Genomic DNA, 16,000 nt, shown 5'->3' with positions numbered 1-16,000 from the left:
GCCGTGGCCCGCGCTGCCCGTTCCGGCACCCGATTCGACATCGCGATCCTCGTGCTCTGCGTGGTGCTGTCGCTGTTGACGCTCGCGCTGCCACAACCGATGCGGGCGCCGGTGGCCGGCGCGCTGCGGCGCACCGTCATGGCCCCGCTCGTGACCGTCCAGCGCGGCACCGAGCAGTGGCGCGTAGCGTGGCGGGAATCGGAGCGTCTCGCGCTGGGCCACGACTCACTCGTGCTCGCCGCCGCGAACGCCAACGCCCTGCGCCTGGAGAACGACCGGCTGCGGTCGCTCCTCGGTCTGGGCAGCCGCCTGCAGTGGGGGTTTGTGCCCGCGGAGGCGCTCCAGGCAACGGCCCGGCCGGGCGACGTCATCACGTCGCTCGTGCTCAGCGCGGGAAGCAACGCGGGCATCGCGATGTACAGCCCGGTCGTCGGCCCCGACGGCGTGATCGGGCTGGTGCAGAGCGCCGATCCGACGACGAGCATCGCCATGCTGTTCTCGAACCCGGATTTTCGCGTGAGCGCCATGACGGCCGACGGCGGCGTGTTCGGGATCGTCTATCCGCACGCCGGCTCGGGCGGCGACGGGTACCTGCTCGAGCTGCGCAACGTGGTATTCAGCACGCTGCTCAAGCCCGGCACGCAGATCATCACGTCGGGGCTCGGCGGCGTGTTCCCGCGCGGCATTCCCGTGGGCCGGGTGGTCGCCGAGATCAACACCACCGAGGGTTGGTCGCGCACGTACCTGCTGCGGCCGGCCGTGAACCCCGCCAACGTCACGTCGGTGATGGTGATGACGCCGTACCGCGCGACGCAGGGAGTGGGCAACGTGTGGGCGCTGCCGGCGAGCGCCGAGTCGGCCCAGCGCCGCGTGCTTGGCGCGGCCGATTCGCTGGCCAAGCGGGCGGCGGCATTGGACGCGGCGCGGCGCCTTGCCCGGGCCGACAGCATCAAGGCGGACAGCATCAAGGCCGACAGCGCGCGCGCCGACTCCGTGCGCCGCGCCCGGGCGCCTGGGGGGGGGCCGTCGTGACGGTGGGCGCCGCGTTCCGGACCGCGATCGTGGTGGCCGTGCTGCTGGTCATGCAGTTTGCCGTTCAGCCGCTCATGCCGTGGCGCGTGTCGCCCGACTTCCTCGTCATTGCCCTTCTCTATGCCGCGGTGCGCATCCGACCGGGGTCAGCCGCCGTGCTCGGATTCGCGCTCGGGCTCGTCACCGATTCGCTCAGTCTGGGCGGCTTCGGCGCCGGGGCGCTCGCGCTGACGATCGTCGGCTTCGGCGCGTCGTGGCTCAAGGCGGTGTTCTTCGCCGACAACCTCGCGATCAACGCGGCCTTCCTGTTCCTCGGCAAGTGGGCGTTCGATGTGTTGTACGCGCTGGCCCGGCACACGATGTCGTTGGGTCAGACCCTCGCGCAGATCCTGCTCTGGTCGGTGCTGTCGGCGGCGTTCACGGCGGTGGTGGGTGTGGTGGTGTTGGCGATCCTGCGGCCGCTCGACCCGGCCGAGGCGCGGCCGCGATGAGTTTTCACCCGAACGAGGTGGCGCGGCGTGCGCGGGTGGCGCTGCTGTTCATGGGTGGGGCGTTCGCCGTGCTCATGGCCGCGTTCTTCCGCACGCAGATCATCCGCAACCAGGAATGGGCGTTGCGCTCGGAAGAGAACCGGTTGCGCGAAGTGCCGCTGCCGGCACCGCGGGGCAACATCGTGGATCGCACGGGACGCATCATCGCCGAGAACGTGGTGGGCTACACCGTGTCGCTCCTGCCGCAATCGCTCGATTCGCTGCGCGGCACGCTGCAGCGCGTGGCGGAGATGGTGCCGCTGAGCCGCGGCGAGATGGACGCGGCCGTCCGGCGGTACCGGCGCAGCCCGGTGCGGCCCACCGTGATCCTGCCCGACGCCACGTTCGAGGAGATCTCGGTGCTCGAGGAGCACCGCATCGACTTCCCCAATCTGATCATCCAGTCCTCGCCGAAGCGCTACTATCCGGACGGCCCGGCGGTGGCGGCGTTCGTCGGTACGATCGGCGAGGTCAGCGATTCCGAGCTGGCCTCGCCGGCCTTTGCCGGCTACAAGCCCGGGCAGCTCGTGGGCAAGCAGGGGCTGGAGCGGCAGTACGAGACCACGCTGCGCGGCCGCGAGGGGAGCCGGTTCGTGGAGGTGGATGCCCGCGGCCGAGTGGTCCGCGAGGTGGGGGCGCGCGAGGATCTGGCGCCGCAGCAGGGCACGCCCCTATACACGAACATCGACCTCGACCTGCAGGAGTACATCGCGCAGCTGTTTGGCGACTCGCTGAGCGGCGGGGTGGTGGCGCTCGATCCCCGCACGGGCGGCGTGATCGCGCTGTACAGCGGACCGAGCTGGGATCCCAATCGATTCGTGGGCGGCGTGTCCATCGCTTATTACGATTCTCTGCTCGCCAACCCGCGGACGCCGCTCTACAACAAGGCCACGCAGGGCACCTACCCGCCGGGATCCACCTGGAAGCTCGCCACCGCCGTCATCGGACTCGAAGACAGTCTGGTGACGATGGACAGCCGCATGCCCCAGCCATGCACCGGACGCTTCAAGTACGGCGACCGGTACTGGGCCTGCTGGGAGGCCTCGGGCCACGGCGCGCTCGACCTTAGCCAGGCAATCGAGAAGTCCTGCGACGTCTACTTCTACCAATTGGGCCTGCGGATCGGGCTCACCCGCCTGATCGCCGGCGGCCTGCAGCTGGGGTTCAACGGGTCCAGCGGCATCGACCTGCCCGAGGACAGCCGCCCCCGGTTCCCCGACCGCGTGAAGTATTTCGACGAGAAGTACGGGCCCCGCGGCTGGACACAGGGCGCCACGGTGATGAACATGGCGATCGGGCAGGGCGAGAATTCGCAGACCGTGCTCGGCATGGCCAGGTTCTACACGGCCCTGGCTGAGGACGGCATGGAGGCGACGCCGGAAATCCGGACGATGGCGCCGCAACGCACGCGCATCTTCTCGCTGCCGCCAGAGCAGCTTCAGGCGCTGCGTGCGGCGCTGATGGGCGTGGTGGAGGCTGGAGGCACGGCGGCCAGCGCGCAGATCAAGGGCGTGGTGCTGGCCGGCAAGACCGGAACGGCGCAGAGCGGCGTCCGGCGTAATGGGGTCGAACTCAATCAAGCCTGGTTCACCGGCTTCGCGCCGGCCGATGACCCCCAGATCGTGGTGGCCGTGATGCTCGAGTACGGCGGCCACGGCACGCGGGCGGCGCACGTTGCGTCGTCGATCATCGGCCACTATCTCAAGACCACCCCCACCACGCTGGTGGAGACGGGGGGATGAGGACCAGCGGTCGCATCCGGTTGGACTGGCCCCTGGTGGCAACGGCGATCGTGCTGTCGACCTACGGCATCGCCATCGTGTATTCGGCGGGGCAGACCGACGTGCCGACGGTGGTGGCCCATCTCTACCGCCAGCAGATTGCCTGGTTCGTGCTCGGGCTGTGCGGCGCCTATCTCGTGAGCCGCGCGTCGGTGCGGTTGCTCGAGTGGGCCACCCTGCCGGCGTACGTCGCCACGACGGCCGTGCTCCTGCTGCTCCTGTTCGTCGGCAAGGGATCGGGCACGGCGGCCAGCTCCCGGAGTTGGTTGGCCATGGGTGGCGTGCGCCTGGGCCAGCCCTCGGAGCTGGCCAAGATCACCGTGGTGATGATGCTCGCCAAGGTGCTGGCGGCCAATCGTCAGGCCCCCAAGTCGCTGGTCGAGCTGTGGAAGCCGGCGCTGGTGGTGGGCATTCCGTGGGTGCTGATCATGCTGCAGCCCGACCTGGGTACCGGCATCGTATTCGTCGGCATCTTCTTCACGATGCTGTTCTGGGCGGGCGTGAGCTGGGAGCTGCTCGTGCTCGTTGCCAGTCCCGTGATCAGCCTCGTCCTGGCGTTCAGCACCAGCCTCTGGGGGGCCTGGTTCCTGCTCCTGTTGGCGTTAGTAATCTGGTATAAGCCCTATGTATGGGAGAGCGTGTTCCTGGTGGGCGCGAACGTCGTCTCGGGGGGAATCGCGCCGCTGCTCTGGGCCCACCTCCAGCCGTACCGGCAGGCGCGGCTGCGCGTGTTCCTCGATCCGTCCAGCGATCCGCTCCGCACGGGCTACCACGTGATCCAGTCCCAGGTAGCCATCGGGTCGGGGGGCTGGTTCGGCAAGGGGTTCACGATGGGCACGCAGAAACGCCTCGCCTTCCTTCCGGAGCAGCACACCGACTTCATCTTCGCGGTGGTCGGCGAGGAACTGGGGTTCGTGGGCGTCACCATCGCGTTGGCCCTGTTCGCGTTCCTGTTCTACCGCGTGGTGCGCGTGGCCGCCCGGGCCAGTGATTCGTACGGCAGCCTCGTCGCCTTCGGCCTGCTGGGGCTCTGGCTCACCCACGTCGTCGAGAACGTGGGCATGACGCTCGGCCTCACCCCCGTCACTGGGATTCCGCTGCCCTTCTTCAGCTATGGGGGATCATTCATGTTCTCCTGCTGGCTGGCGGTGGGCGTCCTGGCGCGGATATCGAGCGAGGGGCGGGGCGGGGGCGGGGAAGCGCAGATCGCTCTCTAGGGCGGGCCTCTTCCCCCCCCTCGCCACCGCTACCAGATTTGACCAATGGCTTGGTTCCGGAAGGAAAAGAAGGCCCGCCAGCCGCGGCGGGAGAAACTCGAGATCCCAGCCGACGCGTGGGAGAAGTGCGAAGCATGCGGCCATACGGACATCCGCGAGAAGTTTGTGCGGAATCTCAACGTCTGTCCCAACTGCGACCACCACCGGCGCATCCGGGCCCAGGAGTACGCCGCCATCCTGCTCGACGACGGCACGATCGAGGAACTCGAAGTCGATCTGCGCTCCACCGACCCGCTCGGCTTTCCCGAGTACCCGGCGCGGCTCAAGAAGGCCACGAAGAATGCCGGTGACAGCGATGCCCTGCTGGCCACGAGCGGCATGCTGGACGGCGCACCGGTGAACCTGGGCGTCATGGACTTCGCGTTCATGGGGGGGTCGATGGGTTCGGTGGTGGGCGAGAAGATCGCCCGGCTCGGCCAGCGGTCGCTCGAACGCAAGTACCCGCTCATCATCGTCTCGGCGTCGGGCGGCGCGCGCATGCAGGAAGGCGTGCTCTCGCTCATGCAGATGGCGAAAGCGGCGGCCATGCTGGCCCAACTCGCCGAGCGGCGCATTCCGTACATCTCGGTCCTCACCAATCCCACCACGGGAGGCGTGAGCGCCAGTTACGCGATGCTCGGCGACGCGATCATCGCCGAGCCGGGCGCCGTGATCGGATTCGCCGGCCCGCGCGTCATCAAACAGACCCTCGGCCAGGATCTCCCGGAGGGGTTCCAGACCTCGGAATTCCTGCTCGACCACGGCATGTTGGATACGGTCGTGCACCGCAAGGAACTCAAGCAGACGGTGAGCCAGCTGCTCCGTCACATGACCGGGAAACCGGCGGCCTCGGGGTGGACGTCGACCTGACCCAGTACCAAGCCGCGCTCCAGTATCTCTTTGCCCGCACAACCGGCGGATACAAGTTCGGCCTGGAGCGGACCCTCACACTGCTCGACGCGCTCGGCAACCCGCATCGGGGCGTGCCGGCGCTGCACGTGGCCGGAACCAATGGCAAGGGGAGCGCCGTGGCCACGGCCGCCGGGTTGCTGCGTGCCAAGGGACTGCGCGTAGGCACCTACACCTCGCCCCACCTCGTGGACTTCCGCGAACGCATCGTGGCCGACGACGCGCCGATCTCCGGGGAGCGCGTGGTGGAGTTTGTGGAGCGGTGGACGCCACTCGTGGAGCGCATCGGCGCGACCTTCTTCGAGGCGACGACCGTACTCGCCTTCGCCTACTTTCGGGAACAGGCGGTGGACGTGGCGCTCATCGAGACCGGGTTGGGTGGCCGTCTCGACACGACGAACGTGGTCGATCCGGTGTCGGCCGGCGTCGTGTCGATCGGGTTCGACCACATGGAGTACCTGGGCGACACCCTGGAAGCGATTGCCGCCGAGAAGGCGGGGATCTTCAAGCCGGGGCGTCCAGCGGTGATCGGCGAGCCCGATCCGCAGATCCGCGCCCTGCTGGCCCGCCTGGCGCGGGAGGCTGGTGCTTCGAGCGTGCGGGTGGTGGCCGAACGCACACGCATCGACGACCTGCGGGTGGATGCGCACGGCACCGAGTTCACGCTCGCGGCGCTGGGCGACCGGCGCCGGCTGCGCACGCCGCTCACCGGGGTGCACCAGGCGCCGAACCTCGCCTTCACGCTGGAGTGGCTCGACGCGGCCGGACCGCGCTATGCGGTGTCGCTGGCGGACGCCGAAGCGCACCTGGCCGCGATCTCGATTCCCGGACGGTTCCAGCAACTGGGCCGGTACCTGTTCGACGTGGCGCACAACGCGGACGGCGCGCGCGTCCTGTCCCAGACCCTGTCCCGGGTGCGTCCCCCCACGCCGGTGGTGGCGGTGGTTTGCGCCCTGCGCGACAAGGAATGGCGTGACATGCTGCTGGCCCTGCGCGCTCAGGTGGCCGGATTCGTGTTGACCAACGCGCCCACGGCCCCGGAGAGCCGCGCCTGGGACCTGGCGGAGGTGGCGGAGTTCGCGCGTCGCGAACAGCTGCCGTTCGCCGTGGAGCCGGACTTCGACCGGGCGCTGGCCCTGGGGGCGGAACAGGGAGCAACGGTGCTGGTCACGGGGTCCTTCCACACGGTGGGCGACGCCATGGCGCGCTTGCACGTATCTCCGCTTGCCCAATAGCTTTAGGAATGGCCAAAGGCGCCCTTCCCGGATTCCGGGATTTCTACCCCCAAGAGTTCGCCGAACGGGCGTACATCCTGCGCACGTGGCGGGACGTCGCCCGCCGGTTCGCGTTCGTGGAGTACGACGGGCCCCCGCTCGAGCCGCTCGAGTTGTACACCAAGAAGAGCGGGGACGAGATCGTCGGGCAGTTATACAATTTTACCGATAAGGGCGGGCGCGAGGTGGCGCTCCGGCCGGAGATGACGCCGACGTTGGCGCGCATGGTGGCCGCCAAGGCCAACGCCCTGCGCAAACCCGTGCGCTGGTTCAGCGTGCCGCAGCTGTTCCGCCACGAGCGCCAGCAGAAGGGGCGGCTGCGCGAGCACTTCCAACTCAACGTGGACCTGGTGGGCGAGCCCGACGTGACGGCCGATGCGGAACTGCTCGCCGTGGCCATCGAGATCGCGCGCACGGCAGGCCTCACGCAGAACGACGTGCGGGCGCGCGTGTCCGACCGCCGGCTGCTGCGCGCGCTGCTCGCCACCCTCGGCGTGAGCGAGGACCAGACCCCGGGGGTGTTCGCGGTGCTCGACAAGATCGAGCGGCAGCCGCTGGAGGTGTCGCGCGAGAAGCTGGCCGGCCTCGGGCTCGCCGAGGGGCCCGTTGAGCGCGTGGTCGGTCTAAGCGGGCGCGTATCGATCGACGGTCTGCGATCCGAGTACGGCGGCGACGCGGCGGTGGCGGAGCGGCTCGCCGAGATGGACCGCTACTTTGGCTACCTGGCCGCCATGGGCGTGGCCGATTGGGTGGATCTGGATCTCAAGATCGTGCGCGGGTTGGCGTACTACACCGGCATCGTCTTCGAGTTGTTCGACGCGCACGGGGAGTTCCGGGCGATTTGCGGCGGTGGGCGGTACGACACGCTGCTCCAGTCGCTGGGCGGCGTGGACCTGCCGGCGCTTGGCTTCGGCATGGGCGACGTGGTGTTGGGCGAACTGCTCCGCGCCCGGGGACTCATGCGAGCCGAATCGACGGCGCCCGATTATTGGGTGGCGTACGGCGAGCCGGCGCAGCTTGCCGAGGCGATGCGAGTGGCCCAGGTGCTCCGCCGTGGCGGCGCGAGCGTGGAATACGCGCTCCGCGCCCAGCAGCTTGGGCGGCAGCTCAAGGCGGCCGCGGCGGCTGGAGCACCGGAGGCCGTGATCGTGCGCGAAGACCACACGCTGATCCTCAAGTCCCTCGCCTCGGGTGAAGAGCGAGCCGTTAGATTGACCGAAGGCCGGCTGGTGTGAGCCGGCTCCCTCCACCGCAACCCACGCATGGCTGACGACAAGAAGCTGACGACCCGCGCCGAGGACTTCAGCGCGTGGTACAACGAGGCGGTGCTCAAGGCCGAGTTGGCCGACTACTCGCCGGTGCGCGGCTGCATGGTCATCCGCCCCAACGGCTACGGCATCTGGGAGCGGATGCAGCGTGCGCTGGACGACAAGTTCAAGGCGACGGGCCACCAGAACGCCTACTTCCCGCTGCTCATCCCACAGAGCTTTCTGCAGCGCGAGGCCGCGCATGTCGAGGGATTCGCACCGGAGACGGCCGTGGTCACGCACGGCGGGGGCAAGAAGCTCGACGAGCCGCTCGTCATCCGGCCCACCTCGGAGACCATCATCTACGAGATGTTCTCCAAGTGGGTGCACAGCTATCGCGACCTGCCGCTGCTGATCAACCAGTGGGCCAACGTGGTGCGATGGGAGATGCGCACGCGGCTATTCCTGCGCACGCTGGAGTTCCTGTGGCAGGAGGGGCACACGGCGCACGCCACGCACGATGAGGCAGAGGCCGAGGCGCGCAAGATGCTGGGCGTCTACCGCGATTTCATGGAAGGGTGGATGGCGATGCCGGTGGTCACCGGCCGCAAGACCGACTCGGAGCGGTTCGCGGGGGCGGTGCGCACGTATTCGTGCGAAGCGATGATGCAGGACAACAAGGCGCTGCAGGCCGGCACGTCGCACGACCTCGGACAGAACTTCGCCAAGGTGTTCGACCTCAAGTTCCAGAGTGAATCGGGGAGCATCGAATATGCCTGGAACACGAGCTGGGGTGTCTCGACGCGGCTCGTCGGCGGGTTGGTGATGACGCATGGGGACGACGTCGGACTGCGCGTGCCGCCGCTGCTCGCGCCGATCGAGGTGGTGATCGTTCCGATCTACAAGACCGACGAGGACCGCGTGCGCGTGCTCGAGGCGGCCGACCGGATCGTGGAGAGTTTCGGCGCGTGGGAGCAGCGCGAACCTGGCCGCCTGCGGGTACACGTCGACGCCCGTGAGGGCATCAAGCCGGGGGCCAAGTACTTCGAGTGGGAACTGCGGGGCGTCCCGGTGCGCATGGAGATCGGCCCCCGCGACCTGGACAAGAACCAGGTCGTGCTCGTGCGGCGCGATACGCGCGAGAAGCGCCCGGCCTCGCTCGACACGCTGGGCGAGGACGTGGCCGAACTGCTGTCGCGCATCCAGGCTGACATGCTCATCGTGGCCCGGGAACGGCGGGAGCAGCACAGCATTCGTGAACCCATCACCTACGATCGGTTCCGCGAGCTGATGGAGGGGGAAGGGGGGTTCGTGTACGCGGGCTGGTGCGGCGACGGGGCGTGCGAAGCCCAGATCAAGGCCGACACCAAGGCGACGATCCGGGTGCTCCCGGACGAGGAATTCCGATCGGCGGACGCGCCGAAGACCTGTCTCCGGTGCGGGCGTCCGGCCAGCACCGAGGCGGTATGGGCCAAGGCGTACTGACCGCCGGTTTTCCGCGCGTCGACGGGACGCTCCTGGCGGAGGGCGTGCCGCTGGCGCGCATCGCCGAACAGGCGGGCACGCCGGCGTTCGTGTACAGCGCGGCGTTGGTGCGTGAACGGTACCGGGCATTGGACGCGGTGCTCTCCCCCGTGGCGCACCGCGTGCACTACACGCTCAAAGCAAATTCCAACCTCGCCCTGCTGCGGCTGCTCCGCGAGATGGGGAGCGGGGTGGACGTGGTGTCGGGGGGCGAGCTGTACCGCGCGTTGCGGGCGGGGTTCTCCGGCCATGACATCATCTTTGGCGGGGTGGGAAAGACCGACGACGAACTGCGTGAGGCACTGGCCGCCGGCGTCGCGCTGATCAATGCCGAGTCGGAGGCCGAAGTGCGGGCCATCGACCGCATCGCCGCGGAACTGCGGGTCGACGCGCGCGTGTCGCTGCGCGTCAATCCCGAGGTGACCGTGGACGCCGCGCACCACTACATCAAGACCGGGGAACGCGGTCACAAGTTCGGCATTCCGTTCGACGAGGCGCTGCGCGTGGCGCGGGTGGCGGCCGGGTTGCCGCGCGTGACGCTGGCCGGGCTCGACATGCACCTCGGGTCCATGTTGACGCACGTGGAACCGTACCGCGCGGGGGCCGCGCGGCTGGCCGAGCTCTGTGCCGCCGTCCGTGGCGCCGGGGTGGACACCCTGCGCCACCTGGACGTGGGGGGCGGGTTGAGCGTACGCTACGCCGACGAGACGCCCATCGACCTCGACGAGTTCGCGGCGGCGGTGCTTCCCGTGGCGCGGGCCACCGCGCTCGATCTCGTGGTGGAGCCGGGGCGGTTCATCGTCGGCAACGCCGGCGTGCTGCTCACCCGTGTGCTCTACCGCAAGCACAGTGGCGGGCGGGAATACGCGGTGGTCGACGCCGGGATGACCGAGTTGATCCGGCCATCATACTACAAGGCATATCACAGGATCGAGATGGTGCGCCCGGCCGACGGCCAGGGCGTGCTGGACGTGGTGGGCCCGGTGTGCGAGACGGGGGATTTCCTGGCCCTCGACCGCACGATGGACGACCCGGCGGCGGGCGATCTGCTCGCCGTGTTCGACGCCGGCGCCTACGGCTCGGTGATGGGATCCAACTACAACAGCCGGCGGCGGCCGGCCGAAGTGCTCGTGGACGGCGACCGGTTCGCCGTGGTCACCGAACGGGAATCGTACGAAGATCTCGTGCGGCGCGAGGTCGACCACCCAGACTGGAGGCAGTGATGCGCGTAGGCGTGATGGCCGATTCGCACGACCGCGTACCCGCGGTGGCGGAACTGCTGCGTCAGATGGCGTCGGCGGGCGTGAGCATGGTGTTGCACGCGGGGGATTTCTGCTCGCCGTTCGTTCTCAAGCCGTTCGAGGATGCGCACGTGACGTTGGCCGGCGTGTTCGGCCGGAACGACGGCGATCCCGAAGGCCTGCGCACACGCGCCAGCGCGGGACTGGGCCTGGAACTGTTCGAATCGCCACACAGCTTCGACGTGGGCGGCCAGCGCATCCTGATCGTGCACGACATCGGCGACGTCCAGAAGCGGTCGCTCGAATCGCACACCGTCGTCGTGCACGGCTCCACGCACCAGCAGGAGATGAAGACGCGCGGGGATACCCTCATCCTCAATCCTGGCGAAGCGTGCGGATGGTTGCACGGCACGCCCCAAGCGGCGATCCTCGACCTCGACACCAAGAACGTGGAGTTCCTGACCCTCGATCCCGCCGAGTGGAAGCGGTAGCCCCTTCGACCTTCGTCCCGACCCAGCGCTCCGTGCCTTCCCGCATCCTGATCATCGATTACGGCTCGCAGTACACCCAACTCATCGCGCGGCGAGTGCGCGAGGCGCGGGTGTACTCGGAGATCCACCCGCCCACGCGCACCGCGGAGTGGATCCGCGAGTGGCATCCCACGGGCATCATTCTGAGCGGCGGGCCCAACTCGGTATACGATGCCGGCGCCCCCACGCTCGACCCCGCAGTGCTCGACATCGCCCCGGTGCTCGGCGTCTGCTACGGCATGAACCTCATCGCCCACGTCGCCGGCGGCGAGGTCACCCACGCCCCGCACCGTGAATACGGCCGGGCCGATGTATCAGTGCTCGAAGATACGGGGCTGTTCGCCGGGTTCGCGCGCGCCGAGTCGTTTGCGGCGTGGATGAGCCACGGCGATCAGGTCACGGCGTTGCCCGAGGGGTTCCTGCCCATCGCGCGCACCGCCAACTCGCCGATCGCCGCGTATCGGCATGTCACGCGCCCGCTGTTCGGGGTGCAGTTTCATCCCGAGGTGGCCCACACCGCGCGCGGCACCGACATCATCGCGAACTTCCTGTTCGCGATCTGCCGCGCCGAGGCGTCGTGGACGCCGGGCACGTTCATCGAGGATGAGGTGGCCAGGGTACGCGAGCTCGTGGGCGGCGCGCGCGTGATCTGCGGGCTCTCCGGGGGCGTCGATTCGGCAGTGGCCGCGGCGCTCGTGCACCGCGCGATCGGCGACCAGCTCACCTGCGTTTTCGTGGACACCGGGCTCCTGCGCCAGCACGAGCGCGAGCAGGTGGAGCGCACCTTCCGCGCCCAGATGGCCATCGATCTCGTGACCGTTGACGCGTCGCGGCGTTTTCTCGACGCGCTCGCGAACGTCGAGGATCCCGAGCGGAAGCGCACGATCATCGGGCACACGTTCATCGACGTGTTCGAGGACGCCACCGACCTCCACGCCAGGGGCGCCGAATTTCTGGTGCAGGGCACCCTCTACCCCGACGTGATCGAGTCGGCTTCCCCCAGCGGCGGCCCGTCGGTGACGATCAAGACGCATCACAATGTGGGCGGGCTCAAGCCCGACATGCGGTTCAAACTCATCGAACCGTTGCGGGAACTGTTCAAGGACGAGGTGCGCAACGTGGGGCGGGAGCTCGGGCTGCCCGAGGAGATGGTGGGACGCCACCCCTTTCCGGGGCCTGGGCTGGGCATTCGCGTCCTCGGACCGGTCACCGAGCCAGCGCTCGACGTGCTTCGCCGGGCCGACGCCATCTACCTCGAGGAGATTCGCGCCGCCGGGCTGTACGACGAGATCTGGCAGGCGTTCGCGGTGCTGCTGCCCATTCGCAGCGTGGGTGTGATGGGCGACTATCGCACGTACGAGAACGTGGTGGCGCTCCGCGCCGTGACCAGCACCGACGGCATGACGGCCGACTGGTTTCCGTTTCCGCACGACGTGCTGGCGCGGATCTCCAATCGCATCATCAATGAAGTGCGTGGCGTGAATCGCGTGACGTACGATGTGAGTTCCAAACCCCCGGCCACGATCGAGTGGGAGTGAGGGAGTGACCGGCGAGCCCGCGCGGGGGTGGGGGCGCGTCGCGGCGACGCTGCGGGCGCTGGTGTTCCATCCGGGGTCGCTCACCCGTGAGGAGTTGGCGGGGCGCCCGGCGGACCACCTGCCGCTCGTCTGGGTGCTCCCCGTGTTGGCGACGGCCTTCTTCGCGCTCACCTCTCTCCAGCAGCGAAGGGCCGCGGTGCCGTCGTCCGACGTCGCCGCGACGTGCGCCGGATCGAAGGGTGACGCGTCCGGGCTGTCTGCGCTGCTCGGGGTCGCGGGCACCCCGGGCACCACGGCCGGACTCTCCCCCGAGGCGGTCGGGGCTCTCCACGTAGCGAGCGAGGTACTCTGCGACCCCGGGCCGTTGACGCGCGCGTTGGCCTTTGCGTTCCCCATCGCGCTGTTGCTGCTCATGCCCCTCTCGGCCGGATTGATGCAGGCCGCGTTCCGGCGACAGATGCCGGGATTCCGCGCCAACTGGGTGTACGGGCTCGAGGTGCACTCCGCGCTGTTTCTGCTGCTGTCGGCGCTGGCGCTGCTGAGCTTCGCTGGGTCGTTCCTGCTCGGCTTCGTGGCCTCTGTGGGGGGCCTCGTGTACACCAGTTGGAACCTGGTGCGCGGCGTGCAGACCGCGTACGGCGTGAGCGAGCGCGCCGCGGTATGGCGAACCACCGCGGTCGGGGTGGTCTACGCGCTTTTTCTGATCGTCGCCGTGTTCGCGGTGATGTGGGTGCTGCTGGCGCCCGCCAACCGCTGAAGGCTTAGACGCCCTTCTCTTCGAGCAGCGCCAGGAACTGCTTGGGCTCGGTGATCTCCATCAGACGCCCCGGCACGTCGGGCTCCTTGCTGAACTGGGCGATCTTTCCCAGCACCGGCAAGTACTGATTGGAGACCTCGAGCGGAGGCGCCACGATCAGGAAAAAGAAATGGACCGGCTTCTCGTCGATCGCCTTGAAGTCCAGCCCTTCGCGCTTGCGGCCGAAGGCGACGCGCAGCTTGTTGACGACGAGCGAGCGGCAGTGTGGGATGGCGATGCCGCGACCGATCCCCGTCGAGCCAAGATTCTCGCGCCGTTTGAGCATCTTGAAGAGCATGCCGTCGGACTTCTCGTCGAGCTTGAGGAGGCCGATCAGCTCCTTGAGCACGTCGTCCTTGGTGGTGCCTTCTATTTCCAGCTTGATCGCGTCTTCGCTGAAGAATTCGCGCAATTCCATGGACCCCAGTCCCCGCACGGTAAGAGCATCGGCGCCGATGCGCCGGATACGCGCGTAACGTTGTGAACTTGCGAAGTTAACGGAATCGCCCAAGTCGTGTCAAATCGCGGCGTTGCACGCATTTCGGGGCGCCGTTAGCTTGGGCAATAATATACTTGACACACCCAAGGTTGCGCCCTAGATTCAAGGCATGACCAATACTACATCGCCCACCTCGCTCCGCGAAGCTGTGCTGTACTTCGCCAACAAGGACCGTGCCTTGGCCTTCATGGTCGAGATGCGCTGGCCCGCTGGCGTCCGCTGTCCGCATTGCGACGCCGAGAAGCCGTCCTTCCTGAAGTCCCGCTCCATCTGGAAGTGCCGCGACTGCCGAAAGCAGTTCTCGGTGAAGGTCGGGACGGTCTTCGAGGACTCGCCCCTTGGCTTGGACAAGTGGCTTCCCGCCCTGTGGATGTTGGCGAATTGCCGGAACGGCATCAGCTCGTACGAACTCGCCCGCGACCTCAAGGTCACCCAGAAGACCGCGTGGTTCATGTTGGCACGTATCCGCCTCGCCATGCAGACTCCAACTTTCCAGAAGATGCAGGGCGTCGTGGAGATGGACGAGACCTACGTCGGCGGGATTGCGGAGAACATGCACAAGAAGCGCCGTCGCCGCGTCATCAAGGGCCGGGGGCCGACCAACAAGACCGGCGTCTTCGGAGCCGTCGAGCGGGATTCCGTGCGCGGGAAGCGCCGCGTGCATGCCGAGGTGATGCGGTTCGTGGGCGCCTATCCGATCAGCAACGCCATTCACCAGCGGATCGAGCCGGGGTCCACCGTCTACACCGACGAGTCCAACAACTACCAGCGCGGACTGGGGAAGGCGTACGAACACGACACCGTGAACCACCGGGCCAAGGAATACGTCCGGGGCGTCGTCCATACCAATAGCGTCGAGAACTTCTGGTCGGTCTTGAAGCGTGGAATCAAAGGCACCTACATCAGCGTGGACCCGTTCCACCTGTTCCGGTATGTCCATGAGGCCGTCTTCCGGTACAACATCCGGGGCGAGAGCGAGCACGGACGGTTCAGCGCCGTGGTCAAGGATATTGTGGGGCGTCGCCTGACCTACGCGCAGTTGATCGGCAGGGGTATGCAACCCGCTACGACGTGAGAAAAGAAGTAAGCCACACTTACTCAGAGGTCGGAGACGACGTGGCAAGAACCCGAAATAACGAACCCCCGGCGCAACCCACGCCGGGGGCATCGTCGCTTGATCGAATGGCGGACCTGACACGGCGCATCATTGCCGTGAAGAAGTCGGAGATGACTGCTCCGACCAAGAAGCGGAAACGCAGAAGGGCGACCTAGGGGGAGGGCAGGTACTGGTGTATACCCCAGCACCTGCTTAGCTTGCGACTCGGCGGGCTCTTACACCCGTTGCAATCGTTCGCGCTCGTCGTCATTAGATCGGTCGGCCGACCTCACCAAATCAGACGGTCCCCGTAGGTCTTATTTCAGGAAGCCCGCCTGCGAGCGGGCTTTTCTGTCTCTAGGTCCCTGCTTCTTCCTCCGGATAGATCCAGTTAACGGTCGCGGTGAACGCGGCGATCATCGCCGCTCGCTTCTTGGTGCTGATCGGGGTGTCCGCAGGAGGCAAGTCCCTGAAGATCCCGAAGATCGCGTCTGGAACGTTGAGCCCACCAGAAATCGCGCTTCCACCTGAGCGTGGTACGGCGTCAACAGACGGAGTGGCGTGGGGGCTACGCGATTCCGCAGGAGTACTGGACGAAGTCCCCTTCGCCGGGGGCCCAATAATCGGCTCGACCATTCGGCTCCGACTTCCGGATACTCGGAACAATCCGGCCTGCTCAGCAGAGTCCAGGAGGACCGCCACAGTCGGCCCGACCCGACCCGCGGCGACGCCGTATTTTCCAGACAG

The 16,000-nt window shown here is 67.7% G+C and carries 14 protein-coding genes; 13 read left to right on the top strand and 1 reads right to left on the bottom strand.

All coding sequences use genetic code 11. The features are described 5' to 3' along the window. The first annotated feature begins 3 nt into the window (after window positions 1-3). From mreC to VNF92_11505, 12 genes are read left to right on the top strand one after another with little or no spacing between them, the layout of a single operon-like run. Window positions 4-1,032 carry a rod shape-determining protein MreC gene (gene mreC, locus VNF92_11560; GenBank protein ID HVA58513.1) on the top strand — a complete coding sequence of 343 codons (1,029 nt, stop codon included), beginning with the start codon at window positions 4-6 and terminating at the stop codon, window positions 1,030-1,032. After that, a complete protein-coding gene (gene mreD / locus VNF92_11555) occupies window positions 1,029-1,523 on the top strand; it encodes a rod shape-determining protein MreD (GenBank protein HVA58512.1) in 495 nt (164 codons plus the stop codon). The genes mreC and mreD overlap by 4 nt, the downstream gene beginning before the upstream one ends. Further along, the gene (mrdA, locus tag VNF92_11550; protein HVA58511.1) at window positions 1,520-3,304 is read left to right on the top strand and encodes a penicillin-binding protein 2; all 1,785 of its coding nucleotides are present in this window, start codon (window positions 1,520-1,522) and stop codon (window positions 3,302-3,304) included. Before mreD ends, mrdA begins: the two co-directional genes overlap by 4 nt. Then, on the top strand, window positions 3,301-4,560 hold the full coding sequence (rodA, locus tag VNF92_11545) for a rod shape-determining protein RodA (protein ID HVA58510.1): 1,260 nt from the start codon (window positions 3,301-3,303) through the stop codon (window positions 4,558-4,560). Before mrdA ends, rodA begins: the two co-directional genes overlap by 4 nt. Window positions 4,561-4,605: 45 nt before the next feature. Continuing rightward, window positions 4,606-5,469: an acetyl-CoA carboxylase, carboxyltransferase subunit beta gene (gene accD / locus VNF92_11540; protein ID HVA58509.1), complete on the top strand. Its 864-nt coding sequence runs from the start codon at window positions 4,606-4,608 to the stop codon at window positions 5,467-5,469. After that, complete coding sequence (locus tag VNF92_11535; GenBank protein ID HVA58508.1) at window positions 5,454-6,743, top strand: folylpolyglutamate synthase/dihydrofolate synthase family protein; 1,290 nt, start codon at window positions 5,454-5,456, stop codon at window positions 6,741-6,743. Before accD ends, VNF92_11535 begins: the two co-directional genes overlap by 16 nt. Window positions 6,744-6,751: 8 nt before the next feature. Then, window positions 6,752-8,017 (top strand): histidine--tRNA ligase, encoded by a 1,266-nt coding sequence (gene hisS, locus VNF92_11530; GenBank protein ID HVA58507.1) that lies wholly within the window; start codon window positions 6,752-6,754, stop codon window positions 8,015-8,017. A gap of 27 nt (window positions 8,018-8,044) precedes the next feature. Continuing rightward, window positions 8,045-9,514 carry a proline--tRNA ligase gene (gene proS / locus VNF92_11525; protein HVA58506.1) on the top strand — a complete coding sequence of 490 codons (1,470 nt, stop codon included), beginning with the start codon at window positions 8,045-8,047 and terminating at the stop codon, window positions 9,512-9,514. After that, entirely contained in the window at window positions 9,496-10,776 is a 1,281-nt protein-coding gene (gene lysA / locus VNF92_11520) for a diaminopimelate decarboxylase (protein ID HVA58505.1), read from the top strand. The genes proS and lysA overlap by 19 nt, the downstream gene beginning before the upstream one ends. After that, window positions 10,776-11,285: a metallophosphoesterase gene (locus VNF92_11515; GenBank protein ID HVA58504.1), complete on the top strand. Its 510-nt coding sequence runs from the start codon at window positions 10,776-10,778 to the stop codon at window positions 11,283-11,285. Before lysA ends, VNF92_11515 begins: the two co-directional genes overlap by 1 nt. A 32-nt stretch (window positions 11,286-11,317) precedes the next feature. Next, window positions 11,318-12,862 carry a glutamine-hydrolyzing GMP synthase gene (gene guaA, locus VNF92_11510; GenBank protein ID HVA58503.1) on the top strand — a complete coding sequence of 515 codons (1,545 nt, stop codon included), beginning with the start codon at window positions 11,318-11,320 and terminating at the stop codon, window positions 12,860-12,862. A 4-nt stretch (window positions 12,863-12,866) separates the two neighbouring features. After that, complete coding sequence (locus VNF92_11505) at window positions 12,867-13,619, top strand: hypothetical protein (GenBank protein ID HVA58502.1); 753 nt, start codon at window positions 12,867-12,869, stop codon at window positions 13,617-13,619. Window positions 13,620-13,623: 4 nt separating this feature from the next. On the opposite strand, the gene VNF92_11500 is transcribed toward VNF92_11505, so the two are convergent. Further along, the gene (locus VNF92_11500) at window positions 13,624-14,076 is read right to left on the bottom strand and encodes a PTS sugar transporter subunit IIA (GenBank protein HVA58501.1); all 453 of its coding nucleotides are present in this window, start codon (window positions 14,074-14,076) and stop codon (window positions 13,624-13,626) included. Window positions 14,077-14,266: 190 nt separating this feature from the next. Between VNF92_11500 and VNF92_11495 the strand changes: the two genes are divergently transcribed. After that, window positions 14,267-15,232, top strand: a complete 966-nt coding sequence (locus VNF92_11495; GenBank protein HVA58500.1) for an IS1595 family transposase — start codon at window positions 14,267-14,269, stop codon at window positions 15,230-15,232. Window positions 15,233-16,000: the final 768 nt, after the last annotated feature.

The sequence above is a fragment of the Gemmatimonadaceae bacterium genome, from assembly GCA_035533015.1.
Lineage (GTDB): Bacteria > Gemmatimonadota > Gemmatimonadetes > Gemmatimonadales > Gemmatimonadaceae > JAGWRI01.
The sequence above is the reverse complement of the archived record's forward strand: the minus strand, read 5'-3'. Positions and strand labels throughout refer to the sequence as shown.

Excerpts from the sequence above, each read along its gene's own strand:
- rodA (HVA58510.1), top strand. The coding sequence starts at position 3,301 with ATGAGGACCAGCGGTCGCATCCGGTTGGACTGGCCCCTGGTGGCAACG.
- VNF92_11515 (HVA58504.1), top strand. The coding sequence starts at position 10,776 with ATGCGCGTAGGCGTGATGGCCGATTCGCACGACCGCGTACCCGCGGTG.
- hisS (HVA58507.1), top strand. The coding sequence starts at position 6,752 with ATGGCCAAAGGCGCCCTTCCCGGATTCCGGGATTTCTACCCCCAAGAG.
- VNF92_11500 (HVA58501.1), bottom strand. The coding sequence starts at position 14,076 with ATGGAATTGCGCGAATTCTTCAGCGAAGACGCGATCAAGCTGGAAATA.
- lysA (HVA58505.1), top strand. The coding sequence starts at position 9,496 with ATGGGCCAAGGCGTACTGACCGCCGGTTTTCCGCGCGTCGACGGGACG.
- accD (HVA58509.1), top strand. The coding sequence starts at position 4,606 with ATGGCTTGGTTCCGGAAGGAAAAGAAGGCCCGCCAGCCGCGGCGGGAG.
- VNF92_11495 (HVA58500.1), top strand. The coding sequence starts at position 14,267 with ATGACCAATACTACATCGCCCACCTCGCTCCGCGAAGCTGTGCTGTAC.
- mrdA (HVA58511.1), top strand. The coding sequence starts at position 1,520 with ATGAGTTTTCACCCGAACGAGGTGGCGCGGCGTGCGCGGGTGGCGCTG.
- proS (HVA58506.1), top strand. The coding sequence starts at position 8,045 with ATGGCTGACGACAAGAAGCTGACGACCCGCGCCGAGGACTTCAGCGCG.